Annotated in this window: 13 protein-coding genes and 1 riboswitch; of the genes, 2 read left to right on the forward strand and 11 right to left on the reverse strand. The window is 37.5% G+C overall.

Features of this window, described 5'->3' with window-relative positions; all coding sequences use genetic code 11:
* Nucleotides 1-104 precede the first annotated feature (104 nt).
* Nucleotides 105-1940 carry a translation elongation factor 4 gene (lepA, locus tag AB1I62_RS10705; RefSeq protein ID WP_010709699.1) on the reverse strand — a complete coding sequence of 612 codons (1836 nt, stop codon included), beginning with the start codon at nucleotides 1938-1940 and terminating at the stop codon, nucleotides 105-107.
* 246 nt (nucleotides 1941-2186) lie between these two features.
* Between lepA and AB1I62_RS10710 the strand changes: the two genes are divergently transcribed.
* Both AB1I62_RS10710 and AB1I62_RS10715 read left to right on the forward strand, forming a co-directional pair.
* Nucleotides 2187-3407, forward strand: a complete 1221-nt coding sequence (locus AB1I62_RS10710; protein ID WP_002356813.1) for a GNAT family N-acetyltransferase — start codon at nucleotides 2187-2189, stop codon at nucleotides 3405-3407.
* A gap of 23 nt (nucleotides 3408-3430) precedes the next feature.
* On the forward strand, nucleotides 3431-3910 hold the full coding sequence (locus AB1I62_RS10715; RefSeq protein ID WP_002362157.1) for a nucleoside 2-deoxyribosyltransferase: 480 nt from the start codon (nucleotides 3431-3433) through the stop codon (nucleotides 3908-3910).
* A gap of 38 nt (nucleotides 3911-3948) precedes the next feature.
* Here the strand turns inward: AB1I62_RS10715 and clpB are convergent, their stop codons facing one another.
* The 10 genes from clpB to AB1I62_RS10765 form a co-directional block, all read right to left on the reverse strand.
* A complete protein-coding gene (gene clpB, locus AB1I62_RS10720) occupies nucleotides 3949-6555 on the reverse strand; it encodes an ATP-dependent chaperone ClpB (RefSeq protein WP_002362158.1) in 2607 nt (868 codons plus the stop codon).
* A 270-nt stretch (nucleotides 6556-6825) separates the two neighbouring features.
* On the reverse strand, nucleotides 6826-7197 hold the full coding sequence (locus tag AB1I62_RS10725; RefSeq protein WP_002372129.1) for a DoxX family protein: 372 nt from the start codon (nucleotides 7195-7197) through the stop codon (nucleotides 6826-6828).
* A 183-nt stretch (nucleotides 7198-7380) separates the two neighbouring features.
* Nucleotides 7381-8676, reverse strand: coding sequence for an adenylosuccinate lyase (purB, locus tag AB1I62_RS10730; RefSeq protein ID WP_002356808.1), 1296 nt, complete (start codon nucleotides 8674-8676; stop codon nucleotides 7381-7383).
* Between the two features lie 42 nt (nucleotides 8677-8718).
* On the reverse strand, nucleotides 8719-9834 hold the full coding sequence (gene purK, locus AB1I62_RS10735; protein WP_002382795.1) for a 5-(carboxyamino)imidazole ribonucleotide synthase: 1116 nt from the start codon (nucleotides 9832-9834) through the stop codon (nucleotides 8719-8721).
* 327 nt (nucleotides 9835-10161) lie between these two features.
* Nucleotides 10162-11481 (reverse strand): nucleobase:cation symporter-2 family protein, encoded by a 1320-nt coding sequence (locus AB1I62_RS10740; protein WP_002382793.1) that lies wholly within the window; start codon nucleotides 11479-11481, stop codon nucleotides 10162-10164.
* Nucleotides 11482-11483: 2 nt separating this feature from the next.
* Entirely contained in the window at nucleotides 11484-12065 is a 582-nt protein-coding gene (locus AB1I62_RS10745; RefSeq protein WP_002356804.1) for a xanthine phosphoribosyltransferase, read from the reverse strand.
* A gap of 154 nt (nucleotides 12066-12219) precedes the next feature.
* Nucleotides 12220-12317, reverse strand: a riboswitch (purine riboswitch).
* A 146-nt stretch (nucleotides 12318-12463) separates the two neighbouring features.
* The gene (locus tag AB1I62_RS10750) at nucleotides 12464-13150 is read right to left on the reverse strand and encodes a hydrolase (protein WP_002356802.1); all 687 of its coding nucleotides are present in this window, start codon (nucleotides 13148-13150) and stop codon (nucleotides 12464-12466) included.
* A 19-nt stretch (nucleotides 13151-13169) separates the two neighbouring features.
* Nucleotides 13170-13811, reverse strand: coding sequence for a glycoside hydrolase family 73 protein (locus AB1I62_RS10755; RefSeq protein WP_002366997.1), 642 nt, complete (start codon nucleotides 13809-13811; stop codon nucleotides 13170-13172).
* 99 nt (nucleotides 13812-13910) lie between these two features.
* Nucleotides 13911-14090 (reverse strand): hypothetical protein, encoded by a 180-nt coding sequence (locus AB1I62_RS10760; protein ID WP_002384259.1) that lies wholly within the window; start codon nucleotides 14088-14090, stop codon nucleotides 13911-13913.
* A gap of 59 nt (nucleotides 14091-14149) precedes the next feature.
* On the reverse strand, nucleotides 14150-14668 hold the full coding sequence (locus tag AB1I62_RS10765; RefSeq protein WP_002356797.1) for a hypothetical protein: 519 nt from the start codon (nucleotides 14666-14668) through the stop codon (nucleotides 14150-14152).
* Nucleotides 14669-14702: the final 34 nt, after the last annotated feature.

A 14702-nucleotide genomic window follows, 5' to 3' on the forward strand; every position in this document is an offset into this window, starting at 1 on the left:
GCTGTGACAGTAATATGACAGTTTAAATTTCTTTAAACAGCAAAATCACGCTTTTCCAGCAACTCGAAAACCCTTATTTAATAGGCTTTCATATTGATAACAAGCTATTTCTCGTTATCTTGCTCATCCATTTTCAGAACCGCCATAAAGGCTTCTTGAGGAACTTCCACGGATCCAATTTGTTTCATCCGTTTCTTCCCTTCTTTTTGTTTCTCTAACAATTTACGTTTACGAGAAACATCGCCACCATAGCATTTAGCCAGTACGTTTTTGCGTAAGGCTTTAATATCTGAACGCGCCACAATTTTTTGACCTATCGCCGCTTGAACTGGGACTTCAAACTGTTGACGTGGAATTAGTTTTTTCAGTTTCTCAACAATCGCTTTACCACGCTCAAATGCGAAATCTCGGTGAACAATAAAGCTTAAAGCATCCACTTTTTCAGCATTTAATAGAATATCCATTTTCACTAGGCGGCTGGTACGATAGCCAGCCATTTCGTAATCTAAGGATGCATAGCCTTTTGTACTTGATTTCAATTTATCGAAAAAGTCAAACACGATTTCAGATAACGGAATTTCATAAACTACGTTTACACGATAATCGTCTAAGTAATCCATTGTAATGAATTCGCCACGTTTACGTTGTGATAATTCCATTACTGCTCCTACATAATCGTTTGGCACCATGATTTGCGCTTTAACATAAGGTTCTTCCACAGATTCAATCGTTACTGGTTCTGGAAATTCAGCTGGGTTGTCAACAACAACGGTTGTTCCGTCAGTTTTATTAACGTGATAGATTACGGACGGTGCTGTTGTAATTAACTCTAAATTAAATTCTCGTTCCAAACGTTCCTGAACAACATCCATGTGCAGCAAACCTAAGAAACCACAACGGAAACCAAACCCTAAAGCTTGCGATGTTTCCGGTTCAAATTGTAACGCCGCATCATTTAATTGTAATTTTTCTAATGCTTCCCGTAAATCATTGTAGCGCGACGTATCAATTGGATATAAGCCACAATAAACCATTGGATTCATTTTGCGATAGCCTGGTAGTGCTTCTGCTGCTGGATTGTCGGCCAAAGTCACTGTATCCCCGACCCGTGTATCTTGAACCGTTTTAATGCTAGCGGTGATATAGCCCACATCACCAACCATTAAATAATCACGAGCGATTGGTTTCGGTGAAAAAACGCCGACTTCTGTTACATCAAACGTTTTACCGTTACTCATCATTTGGATTTTATCCCCAGGACGAACGACACCGTCAATTACACGGATGTTTAAAACGACCCCCCGATAACTATCGTAAATAGAGTCAAAAATCAAAGCCTTTAAAGGAGCCTCAATATCGCCTGATGGAGCTGGTACATACTCCACCACTTGTTCTAAAATATCTTCAATCCCAATCCCTGCTTTTGCACTTGCTAAAACAGCTTCCGATGCATCAATTCCAATTACGTCTTCAATCTCTGTCCGAACACGCTCTGGATCAGCGGCGGGTAAATCAATTTTATTAATAACAGGTAAAATTTCTAAGTCATTATCCAATGCCAAATAGACATTTGCTAGCGTTTGCGCTTCAATTCCTTGCGCCGCATCAACAACTAGAACAGCCCCTTCACAAGCTGCCAAGCTACGAGAAACTTCGTAGGTGAAATCGACGTGCCCTGGTGTGTCAATCAAATGGAAAGTATAGGTTTCACCATCTTTGGCTGTATAGTTTAATTCAATTGCGTTTAATTTGATGGTAATGCCGCGTTCTCTCTCTAAATCCATTGAATCAAGTAATTGATCTTGCATTTCTCGACTGCTAACTGTATTTGTTTTTTCCAAAATCCGGTCGGCTAAAGTTGACTTCCCATGGTCAATGTGGGCAATGATCGAGAAATTACGAATTTTCTCTTGTCTTGCTTTCATTTCTTTATTGTTCATTTTTTGCCTCATTTCTTTTAAGAAAAGCTAGCTTCCTGCTAGCTTCATCAATCAATTGTTATATTTTAGTTGCCTTTTTTATCAAATTATCATGTTTAAAGGTCTAGGATAATCAGCACTTTTCATTATACCAATTTTTGAAGAAGATTTAAAGCACTTCCCTTTTATTCTTTTGGTTTCGAAAGGCTAACAGAGTTTCGAAAAATTTGGTATACTAAAAACAGTAAATTTATTGGAGATGGAAAAATGGATGAACAAGAATTTCGAAAGCAACTGACCTTAAAGCCTGTTGAGGAAGAACACATTGATCAATTTAATGAACTTCTTTCCTATGTTTTTCAAGTAACTGAAGCAGATATTGAAGAAAGTGGTTTTGAAAACAAACGCGCATTTATCAAATCAAAACAACCGATTTTAGAACTTTCAAAAGTATTTGGCTGGTTTCACGAAAATCAATTAATTTCACAAATTGCTATCTATCCATGCGAAGTCAATATCCATGGTGCTTTGTATAAAATGGGCGGCGTTACTGGTGTCGGTACCTATCCTGAATATGCCAACCACGGTTTAATGAAAGACTTGATTCAAACGGCATTAGAAGAAATGCGCCAAGATAAACAGTGGATTTCTTATCTTTTCCCTTACAACATTCCTTATTACCGACGTAAAGGTTGGGAAATCATGTCCGACAAGTTATCTTTTAAAATTCGGGATACGCAATTACCAAAAACCGTTCCTGTTCCGGGAATGATTGAACGGTTAGCTGTCGATCACCCAGATGTCTTTGATGTCTATGCGCGATTCGCTCGTCAAAATCATGGCGCGCTCATTCGTAGTGCCTTCAACTGGGAAGAATATTGGCGTTTCGAAAACGAGGAAGAACGGACTGCTGCTGTCTATTATGGTGCCAATCAAGAACCTTTAGGAGTACTTTTCTATTGGGTGGCCGATGAGGTATTTCATATTAAGGAAATGTTTTACTTGAACCAAGAAGCCCGAAATGGCTTGTGGAATTTTATTACTGCGCATTTTTCGATGGTTTATTGGGTCAAGGGCGATATCTATAAAAACGAACCATTAGCCTTTCTTTTAGAAGACAGCCAAATTAAAGAAAGCATTGAGCCCTATTATATGGCGCGAATTGTTGATGTCAAAGCCTTTTTAGAAAACTTTCCTTTTGAAAGTACAGCTAAGCCATTCCATTTTGTCGTTAAAGATCCTGTTGCTGAGTGGAATAATGGTATTTTTGGCTTAATTTGGGATGAAAATGATCAAGTAACCATTACGGATGAACCTCTAGGCACCGCCGTTCACTTAGATATTCAAACACTAACTTGTTTAGTCATGAATTACCGACGCCCTTCGTACTTACATCGAATTGAGCGCATTGATACAGATAAAGAAACTTTAAATTCTTTGGAACGGATTTTTCCTGACCAAGAAGCTTATTTTAGTGATTATTTCTAAACCCTTGGATTGGAGACAGACAAATGACAAAAATTTATTTTGCAGGACCTTTATTTTCGCAAGCTGACTTACGTTATAATGCCTATTTAGTCGAACAAATTCGACAATTGGATAAAACAATCGATCTTTATTTACCACAAGAAAATGCGGCGATTAACGACAAATCTGCTTATGCCGATAGCAAAATGATTGCCTTAGCAGATACAGAAAACGTCCTTGCTAGCGACTTATTGGTTGCTTTATTAGACGGACCAACCATTGATGCGGGCGTAGCTTCCGAAATTGGTGTTGCTTATGCCAAAGGAATCCCGGTGGTTGCCCTTTACACAGACAGCCGCCAACAAGGTGCTGATAATCACCAAAAGCTTGATGCTTTGAACGAAGTCGCTGAAAATCAATTCCATTATTTAAACCTTTATACAGTTGGTTTGATTAAATTGAATGGTCGGGTTGTTTCTTCAGAAGAGGACTTGTTGGAAGAAATTAAGCAACGATTGTCATAATAAAAAAAAAGAACGAGCGAATTCGCTCGTTCTTTTTTTTACACTTCTTCTATCGGTTCATTTTCAAAAACTAATTGATTGTCTAATAGACTAATCGTGACTTTTGTTTTTGGCATTACTCGTCCAGAAACAATTTCTTTTGCTAATGGTGTTTCGACTTCGCGAGTAATGAAACGTTTTAACGGACGAGCTCCATAAGCTGGCTCATACCCATTTTCAGCAATCCATGTTTTAGCTTCATCAGTGATTTCCAACACAATTTCTTGTTGCTCTAAACGATGAGCAAGTTGTGCGGTCATTTTACCAATGATTCCTTTCACATTATCCAAGCTCAATGGTGTGAATAAAATGGTATCATCAATTCTGTTTAAGAACTCTGGTTTAAAGTGTCCTTTTAGAATATTCATGACTTGATTTTCAACTTCTTCTGGAATTGTTCCTTCAGGTGTCACACCTTCCAATAAAAGCTGAGAGCCGATGTTGCTTGTCATAATTAAAACCGTATTTTTAAAATCAACGACCCGACCTTTAGAATCTGTCAAACGACCATCATCTAAAACTTGTAATAAGATATTAAAGACATCTGGGTGCGCTTTTTCAATTTCGTCTAATAAGACAATTGTATAAGGGTTTCGACGAACAGCTTCTGTTAACTGGCCACCTTCTTCATAACCAATATAGCCTGGAGGGGCACCAACCAAACGAGACACGGCATGTTTTTCCATGTATTCACTCATGTCAATCCGTACCATATGATCTTCAGAATCAAACAAATCTTCAGCTAAAGCTTTAGCAAGTTCTGTTTTACCAACACCAGTTGGTCCTAGGAAAAGGAACGAACCGAGTGGGCGATTTGGATCTTGTAAGCCTGCTCTTGAACGAATCACCGCATCACTAACAGCATCGACGGCTTCATCTTGACCAATCACACGTTTGTGTAATGTTTCATTCAGTTTCATTAATTTTTCTCGTTCGCCTTCAACTAATTTTGTCACAGGAATGCCGGTTAAACGACCGACCACTTGCGCAATTTCGTTTTCAGTAACCGATTCTTGTACCATTTTGACGTTATCTTTAGCGTTCTTTTCTTCCAATTCTTTCAATTCATGTTCTAATTGTGGAATTGTTCCATGACGCAAAACAGCAGCTCGTTCTAAATCATAATTATTTTCAGCATCTTCTAATTCGTGTTTTGCTTTATCAATCTCTGCACGTTTGTTGGAAACCGCATTAACTTCTTCTTTTTCCGTTTCCCATTGCATTTTCATTGAGTTGGCTTCTTCACGCAAATCTGCTAATTCTTCTTGCAAGTTGGCTAACCGTTTTTTACTTGCATCATCTGATTCTTTTTTCAAGGCCGCTTCTTCAATTTCTAGTTGCATTAACCGACGTGTTACTTGATCGAGCTCTGTTGGCATCGAATTCATTTCCACTCGAATCGTTGCGCTTGCTTCATCGACTAAGTCAATCGCTTTATCTGGTAAGAAACGATCAGTAATATAGCGATCGGATAAAGTAGCGGCAGCAACTAAAGCATTGTCATGAATATTCACGCCGTGGTGAATTTCAAATCGTTCTTTTAAGCCACGCAAAATAGAAATTGTATCTTCTACTGTTGGTTCTTTGACTAATACTTTTTGGAAACGACGTTCTAAGGCTTTATCTTTTTCCATATATTGGCGATATTCATCAAGCGTTGTGGCACCGATTAAATGCAATTCACCACGTGCTAGCATCGGTTTTAATAAATTCCCGGCGTCCATACTGCCTTCAGTTTTACCAGCTCCGACGATATTATGAATTTCATCAATGAATAAAATGATTTTGCCATCACTTTTTTTCACTTCTTTTAAAACAGCTTTTAACCGTTCTTCAAATTCGCCACGGAATTTTGCTCCCGCAATTAAGGCACCCATATCTAAAGAAAAAATGGTTTTATCTTTTAAGTTTTCGGGAACATCTTTACGAACGATTCGTTGTGCTAATCCTTCAACAATCGCTGTTTTACCAACACCTGGTTCACCAATTAAGACTGGATTATTTTTAGTTTTTCTTGATAAAATCCGAATAACGTCACGAATTTCTTCGTCACGACCAATGATTGGATCTTGTTTTCCTGCTTTTACTTGTTGTACTAAGTCAACACCGTATTTTTCTAGTGCTTTATATTGTTCTTCCTGGTTTTGAGAAGTCACACGATCTCCTCCTCTCATCTCTTCAATATTTTTTCTTAACTCTTTTTCCGTAATGCCTTGTTGCATTAAATATTTTGTTAAACGATAATTTTTCAATTTCATTAAAGCTAAAAGTACAATTTCGGTTGATAAAAATTCATCTTGGAATTCTTCTCGAAGTGAATCAGCTTCTTGCAATAAATGGAACAAATTTTGACTTAAATTTTGACCATATTGTACATTACCGCCTGCCACACTTGGATATTCATCTAACGCGTTATCTACTTCTCGTTCAAATGCGTCAACATCTAAACCAGCATCTGTGTAAAAATTACGCCCAAAATGGTTTGGTTGAAGAAAAATTTTCCATAAATGTGCGATATCAATTTCTTGATGTTGCCGTGTCACCGCAACTTTTTGAGCTTCAGCAATCGCCTCTTGAAGCGTGGTTGTCATTTTTTCAATATTCATAAACGATCCCTCCCGTTTATTGTTTTCTCTTTTTTATTTTAACATTCTTTACAATTATTATTATCCGACTTTTGATGGATTTCTTCAAAAGTTAAGGTATTCGTAAACCTTATAAATTTATTATACCCCATTGGTCAGTAAAGGTCAACAAATAAATTGACCTTTTTTGACCTTTTTGATAAAAAAAACCTAAAACAACTAAATATCACTGTTTTAGGGCTTTTTTCGCAATCACAACTAGTTTGACCAACTCTTTATTGCTTTGATTTATTAAAAATAAAGTTTTAACGTAAGATACTTTTTATCGGCATAGCTAATCAAAATAGCCAAACTGGTTATCGCTAAAAATAATTCGTACTCATAACCACTAAAACCACTTGCCAAACCAAAAGAAAAAATAGCTCCGACTAAAACTGCTATGAATCCTACTGATACCAAAGGAATTAAAAAGCCAATAATCATAAATAATCCACCAATTAATTCAATTGCTGCTACACCATAAACAAAAAGACTTGGCAAACCAATACTAGCAAAAAACGCTAAAGCATCTTCCAATGACGTTACTTTCATCACTCCATGAATTAGCATCGTCACCCCTAGCCAAATTCTAATCACTTGAATGCCTCGCTGTTGTTTATCCATACTTCTCCTCCTTTGTTTGCATTAAATAGTTAATGTAACTATTTAAGTTACATTATAAAGGATAAATCGAAAAAAGTATAGAAAAAAACAAACGTATTTAACAATACGTTTGTTTTTTAATCCTTCAGTTTATAACATTATAAGAGAAAAGCGAGAAGAATCATCCTTCTTCTCGCTTTCTTGTTATCCTAAACCAACACGTTCAAAAATCGTGTCAACATTTTTTAAATGATAATGGTAATCAAAGGCATCATCTAGCTCTTCTTTTGATAAGACAGAAGTAATTTTTTCATCCGCATCTAGCAACGGACGGAACGCCGTTTGATGATCCCATGCGTAAGCTGTTTTTGGTTGGACCAGATCATACGCTTCTTCACGTGTCATGCCATGATCAATCAATTTTAACAAGACACGTTGGCTGTAAATTAGACCATAGGTCGCATCCATGTTACGTTTCATATTTTCTGGGAAGACCGTTAAGTTTTTGACAATATTACCAAAACGATTCAACATGTAATTTAGTAAAATCGTCGTATCGGGAATAATAATCCGTTCAGCAGACGAGTGAGAAATATCTCGTTCATGCCATAAACTCACATTTTCAAAGGCAGTAATGACATGACCACGAATCACACGTGCCAAACCAGTCATATTTTCAGAACCAATTGGATTCCGTTTATGCGGCATTGCCGAAGATCCTTTTTGTCCTTTTGCAAAAAATTCTTCTACTTCACGTGTTTCTGATTTTTGTAGACCACGAATTTCTGTTGCAAATTTTTCAATACTTGTCGCAATTAATGCCATGGCAGAAACATATTCTGCATGTAAATCACGTGGTAAAACTTGTGTCGAAATCTCTTGAGCACGGATCCCCAAATGTTCGCAAACATATTCTTCAACAAATGGTGAAATATTGGCAAAGGTACCTACGGCTCCACTGATTTTACCCGCTTCGACACCTTTGGCTGCATGTTCAAAACGTTCAATGTTGCGTTTCATTTCAGAATACCACAACGCTAATTTCAAACCAAATGTAGTCGGTTCTGCATGAACGCCATGCGTTCTTCCCATCATGACCGTATGTTTATACTCTTTGGCTTTGGCTCCGACAATCTCCGTAAATGTTTGTAAATCTTTCCGTAAAATATCATTCGCCTGTTTCAATAGATAACCATAGGCAGTATCCACAACATCTGTGCTGGTTAACCCATAGTGTACCCATTTTCGCTCTTCACCAAGCGTTTCTGAAACGGCACGAGTAAAAGCGACAACATCATGACGTGTTTCTGCTTCAATTTCTAAAATACGTGCAACATCAAATGATGCATTTTCTCGGATTTTTTGTACATCTTCTTTAGGAATCTCGCCAAGTTCTGCCCAAGCTTCATCCGCCAAAATTTCAACTTCTAGCCATGCCTTGTAGCGGTTCTCATCTGTCCAAATTGCGCCCATTTCGGGTCTTGTATAACGATCAATCATTGTGCCTTATCCCCTCTTTACTCCTCAATTTTTGAAAAATAATTACGACCAAATCTTTGTTTCTTTAATTTCTTCCAGTGTTTCATCGATTTCTTTGGTTAATATAGTAATATGCCCCATCGCTCGTTGCGCTTTTGCTTCACTGTGGCCATAATAGTGGAAATGCCAATCTGGATGTTCATTAATAATGTCCATCGTTTCATAGGCTTCATTCCCAAGCACATTGACCGTAACCGCTTCTGACAACAGTTGAATCGTTGGCATTGGCCAATTACATAAACCACGAATATGCGTATCATATTGGCTAAAAGAACAAGCATCTATTGAAAAATTCCCAGCATCTTCTGGACGAGGTAAAATTTTATTTACATAAATCCCGCCTGTTTCTGTATAAAACATTTCAATTGAAAGGGTGCCGACTAAACCAACTGCTTTAGCAATCACCTTAGCAATTCGTTGCAACTCGCCACTGACTTCGTCATCAATTCGGGCTGGCGCAATCGTTTCATGTAGCTTACGCTCTTTTTTAATTGTTTCCACAACTGGAAATGTCGCAAATTCGCCACGACCATTACCAGAAATCAGAACAGATAATTCTTTTTCGTAAGGAATCCAAGCTTCCAAGACACAGGTTCCTTCTCTCAGAAGATTCATGGATGGCGCTAAGTCTGAAGTACTATGTAGTACATAACGACCTTCCCCTCGCGTATTCTTCAAGATACACGGATAACCAATGCCATCAATTGCTTCTTGAATATCAGTCGGACTAACAATCGTTGCATAAGGTGCAATTACAATATTATTATCTTCCAAGAAACTTTTTTCCATTAAACGATCTTGCGTAATCGCTAAAATGTCTGTTCCTTGTGGTATATTCGCTAAATGTTGAATCGCTGTTAACGCATCAACATCTGCATGTTCAAATTCATACGTAATCACTTGGGCACGTTTTGCCAATTTCTCTAACGCTTCAGGATCATTATATGCTCCTAATAATTGCCAATCGGCAACTTGTGCAGCAGGACAATCAATTTGTGGATCTAGCACACCCACTCGAAACCCCATTTCTCTTGCACTAAGGGCCATCATTTTTGCTAAATGTCCGCCACCAATGATACCAATCACTTGACCAGGTAATAGTGGTTTATCCAAGTTCATCACAACTTTCCATCACAGTTTTATCCTTAAAATCCTTCTGCGGTTTCTCGTCGCAGTCTAGCCTTTAAGAGTGCTCTTTTTACATGATACAAGGAAAAAGGCCCAACTTCAAGTGCCAGCAGTGTTTCCATTAGGTTTTCTCATCAGAATTTATTAACATACTTTAGGATAAAACAGCGGTAACTTACTACTCGTCTCTTTGTAACCAAGCTTTTTTCTCTTTTTCTCTTCAGATTGATGAAAACATTAAATTTTTCTAAACGATGATTAGGTCAAAAAAGTATGAAAGAAAAGCCACCTGACCTTATCTATCATACTTTTTTGAAACTATTCGTTACTTTCTGAGGTTTCTTTTAAACCATTGAATAAAAGATTTAAAATAATTGCGGTAATGCTGCTCATGACAATTCCATTACCAGTAAACATGCTAACAGTTTCTGGTACTTTATTAAAGAGCGTCGGCATAATATTAAAGCCTAAACCAAAGCCAATCGAGATGGCAATAATTAATAAATTTTTGTCATTTGAGTAGTCAACTTTTGACAACATGCGCATTCCTTGGACAGCCACCATTCCAAACATAACCAGCATTCCGCCGCCTAAAACCGGCTCTGGGATAATTTGGGCCATCGCACCAATTTTTGGTAATAAGCCTAAAATAATTAAGAAAAAAGCAGAAAAATAAATTGGTCGACGTGTTTTGATCCCAGATAATTGAACTAACCCGACATTTTGAGAGAAACCTGTATAAGGAAACGTATTAAAAATCCCCCCTAAAATGACGGCTAAACCTTCTGCATGATACCCACGACGTAAATCATCTTCGCCAATTTTCTTCCCTGTAATATCTCCTAAGGCAAAATAAACACCTGTTGATTCAACCATACTAACAATTGAAATAATAATCATCAACACAATAGAAGAAAGATCAAACGTTGGTTTGCCAAAATAAAATGGCTGTGGAAAATGAAACCACGTAGCTTGACCAACAGGAGATAAATCCACTAATCCCAGAAACGCAGCTAAAATTGTGCCACCGACTAGGCCGATTAACACGGCAATTGACTTGATAAAGCCACGTCCCCAAACTTGCACAACAATGATTAAGGCAATTGTTACAAATGCGAGGAGCAAGTTTTTAGGATCACCAAAACTTTTGTCCGTTGCTAAGCCGCCACCCATTTTTTCAACAGCAACAGGAATTAAGGTCAAACCAATAACTGTAATGACTGTGCCGGTGACTAAAGGCGGAAATAGACGTTTAATTTTTGAGAAAAATCCTGCAATAAGAACGACAAAAATGCCCGAAGCAATAATTGAACCGTAAATTGCACCAACCCCTTTGTTCGTACCAATCATGATTAAAGGCGCAACTGCTTGAATGGCACAACCTAAAACGACTGGCAAGCCAATCCCAAAAAACTTATTCACCGTTAATTGTAAAAGTGTCGCAACGCCGCACATAAAAATATCGATTGAAATCAAATACGTCATTTGTTGCGAATCAAAATTCAAGCCGGTTCCGATTAATAAAGGTACGGCAACTGCTCCAGCATACATCGCTAATAAATGTTGCAATCCTAAAACGGCGGCTTTCCCATTTGGTGTTTCCGTCTGTTGTGGTGTATTCAATTGTTTTGTTTCCAAGATTATGCATCCTCCTCTAAAAACGTCACCGTTCCTTCACTTAATGAAGCAATACGTGCTAAAGAGACTACATTTAAGCCCATGTCTTCTAATAACTGACGACCATCTTGGAATGATTTTTCAATTACGATACCAATTCCTTCAACCTTTGCACCAGCCTGTTGGCATAATTCTACCAACCCTTTGGCAGCTTGTCCGTTAGCTAAAAAGTCATCAATAATCAACACTTTATCAGCATCAGATAAAAATTTTCTTGAAATGGAAATTTGACTTGTCACTTGTTTTGTAAATGAATAAACTGAAGCCGTTAAGAGCTCTTCATCCATGGTTAAACTTTTTGCCTTACGAGCGAAGATCATTGGCACACCTAATTTTTGCGCTGCGTATAAGGCAGGAGCGATTCCTGATGCTTCAATTGTAATTACTTTGGTAATGCCTGCTTCTGCGAAAACCTCAGCAAAACGATTACCCATAGCCTCCATTAATTCTGGATCCACTTGGTGCGTAATAAAACTATCTACTTTTAAAACACCTTCACCTAATACACGGCCATCATTTTTAATACGTTCGACTAATTCCTTCACAATATGAACTCCTTTACTTATTTTTCGATAGATGCTTTGTTCTCATCCTGAGGAAAGGACGGTTCGTTAAAAACGAACGAAATAAAACAAAGTGCTATTTATATTCGTGTTCTAACAAAAGAAAAAAGCCCATTTTGCCAAAGCAAAAAAGGGCTATCCGCTCTTCTTCACTTATAGACCAGCATTTACGGTGCTGGGTAGAGACGGTCAACCGTATTTTGACCTTATACAAGCTTCTATGTTTCTCTAGGATAGTACAAAAATCTCTAACTTTCAATGGTTTAACAACTTTTTTTCATTAGAATTTTCAAATAATTGGTTCATTCTTCCATTGTTCCGTAAAAGCGAACATTAAATAGCCAAAAACGCTTTGGCAGGATAGACTGCCAAAGCGTTTTTTATTCTTCATCGGTTGCTTTTTCTTGTTCACGATATTTTTTCATTTTTTTGCTGAATAATTCACCGTTACTAGGGGGCGTATATGTAATAGCATTCGCTCCGGCGATAATGGTTTCATGAATACTCGATTCAGTTGGTCCTCCTGTTGCAATAATCGGTAATTCTGGATACTTGCCACGGAAATAGCGTACGGTGGCTGCAGTGTCTTTTCCTGCACTGATATTAATCATATCCACGCCAGCCGCAAGTTTTTCATCAATTGGTGTATGAATAGAAGTTACTGTACTGATAATAGGAATATCGATTGCTTCATCCACCATTTTAATTGTTTCAATTGGTGTAGGACCATTCAAAACGACACCCATTGAGCCTTGTGCTTCTGCAAATAAACTCATATAAGCAGAACGCATGCCTTGCGTTAAACCGCCGCCGACTCCTGAAAAGACAGGAATATCCGCTGCTTCAATAATGCCTTTTGTAATCGCTGGATGCGGTGTAAAAGGATATACAGCAATCACTGCCTGTGCATCCGTATTGCGGATAATCGCAATATCTGTCGTAAAAATAATTGATTTTATTTTACGGCCAAAAATTTTAATGCCACTGGCTTGCCGAATAATCTCTGGCATTTTTACAATATCTTGTTTCAGCGGCGTCATAATTTCTGGAATCCACTTTTCGCTCATTGTCATCGTTCCTCCATGCTTAACGGTCGTATTTATTTAAATTGTATTCTTCAATTACATGAATGATCTTATCAGCGTATGTAGGATCCGTTGCGTATCCAGCATCTTGAAGCGCTTGTGCAGCCTCTTTATAATTTTTGGCTAACAAGACTTTTTCATATAAATTTGGATCCCAATCGACCCCATCAACAAATAACTTGGTATGATCTCGCATGGATTCTTCCCAATTGTCATAAACTCGAAAATCACCCTGAATCGTAATCCAGACCTCATTGACATACTCTTTTGTTTCTAAATTGACTTTTGGTTGATTGCCATATGCTTTAATCCCAAAAAGATTGTTATATTTCGATGCTAATTGACTTTGTCCAAAATTTGATTCTAAAACTGCTTGCCCCATAATAATACTTGGTAATACCCCGTAAGATTCTTGTAATTCACGTGCATACGGTGTGATTTCAGCAACAAATTCTTCTTTTGAGATGTTTTCATTTTGGCGATTGACTGACTCGCTTTGTCCCTTATCTGAATCAGAAAGGACAGATAACGAAAAGACAAAGGCCAAACCGACGACAACTACGCCTAAGAATAACTTTGGCAAATTCAGCTGCTTTTTTCTTTTTTTCTGATAGTTGCTCACTTCATTAATTCCCCACTTCATCTTTTATTTTCCGATAAAATGTTTCACTATCTTTCACTTTCGTGATTGATTTCATTTGTTACTATAACCGAATAATTGTATCATTTTCACAGAAAATTATCAACTTTCATCACTGCTTACGCTCGTGATTTCAGTACTTGATTCAGTGGTAGCAGTTGAAGAAACTGTACTACTTTCAGAAATTTTAGTGGATGATTTCACTGTTGTTTCAGTTGATGTGTGAACAGATTCTTCAACTGGCTTTTTGCCAAAAAAGACAAAAATTACCGCACCAAACATAATAATCACAGATAAAATCCCAGCAATTGTGTATTTCAAAAGACCATCCTTCCTATTCGTTATTCACCTACGTAAGTATCCATCAGATTTTCATTGACCCAATCTAATAATTCAACTTTTGAACCTTCCAATTGTCGTTGAATCGTAGCTGGTAACCGGAATGTAATAATGTCATCAAAACCCCATTCGCCATAGGCCAGCGTCACTTTCAAATCAATATAACCAGCAGCAATTTCTTGTTCCTGTTTATTGTTAGGAATCAATTCTACAACGCCCAAATCAGATTGTAGCCATTTTTTGGCAATTGTTGTTTTTAACCGTTTATATTCCGAAACAGCTAGGTTACGTTTTTCCGGAAATAAGATGGTTTGGCGGAGTATTTTTTGAGTCAGCATCCACTCATAATCCGTAAACAAATTCTTAATTTTTTGCATGACTTCATTGTCCAAACCAAATTGGCCTTCTTTCCAAGCTTGCCAATCGGCTGCTTGAATTTGATAAGCGGAGTAAAAATTTTCTTCTGTTTGGTACTGTTCAATAATTGCGTCAACAATAATATCTACATAAACTTGATGCATAATCATTCGCCTCCATTTTCTATTTTACTGAAAT

Source organism: Enterococcus sp. AN402 (assembly GCF_040719405.1).
Lineage (GTDB): Bacteria > Bacillota > Bacilli > Lactobacillales > Enterococcaceae > Enterococcus > Enterococcus faecalis.

Bases quoted from the DNA above. Each gene is read 5' to 3' on its own strand.
- AB1I62_RS10750 (WP_002356802.1), bottom strand. From the start codon at position 13,150: ATGAGCGAAAAGTGGATTCCAGAAATTATGACGCCGCTGAAACAAGAT.
- AB1I62_RS10725 (WP_002372129.1), bottom strand. From the start codon at position 7,197: ATGGATAAACAACAGCGAGGCATTCAAGTGATTAGAATTTGGCTAGGG.
- lepA (WP_010709699.1), bottom strand. From the start codon at position 1,940: ATGAACAATAAAGAAATGAAAGCAAGACAAGAGAAAATTCGTAATTTC.
- AB1I62_RS10760 (WP_002384259.1), bottom strand. From the start codon at position 14,090: ATGTTTGGTGCGGTAATTTTTGTCTTTTTTGGCAAAAAGCCAGTTGAA.
- AB1I62_RS10710 (WP_002356813.1), top strand. From the start codon at position 2,187: ATGGATGAACAAGAATTTCGAAAGCAACTGACCTTAAAGCCTGTTGAG.
- AB1I62_RS10765 (WP_002356797.1), bottom strand. From the start codon at position 14,668: ATGCATCAAGTTTATGTAGATATTATTGTTGACGCAATTATTGAACAG.
- purK (WP_002382795.1), bottom strand. From the start codon at position 9,834: ATGAACTTGGATAAACCACTATTACCTGGTCAAGTGATTGGTATCATT.
- purB (WP_002356808.1), bottom strand. From the start codon at position 8,676: ATGATTGATCGTTATACAAGACCCGAAATGGGCGCAATTTGGACAGAT.
- AB1I62_RS10715 (WP_002362157.1), top strand. From the start codon at position 3,431: ATGACAAAAATTTATTTTGCAGGACCTTTATTTTCGCAAGCTGACTTA.
- clpB (WP_002362158.1), bottom strand. From the start codon at position 6,555: ATGAATATTGAAAAAATGACAACCACGCTTCAAGAGGCGATTGCTGAA.
- AB1I62_RS10755 (WP_002366997.1), bottom strand. From the start codon at position 13,811: ATGAAGTGGGGAATTAATGAAGTGAGCAACTATCAGAAAAAAAGAAAA.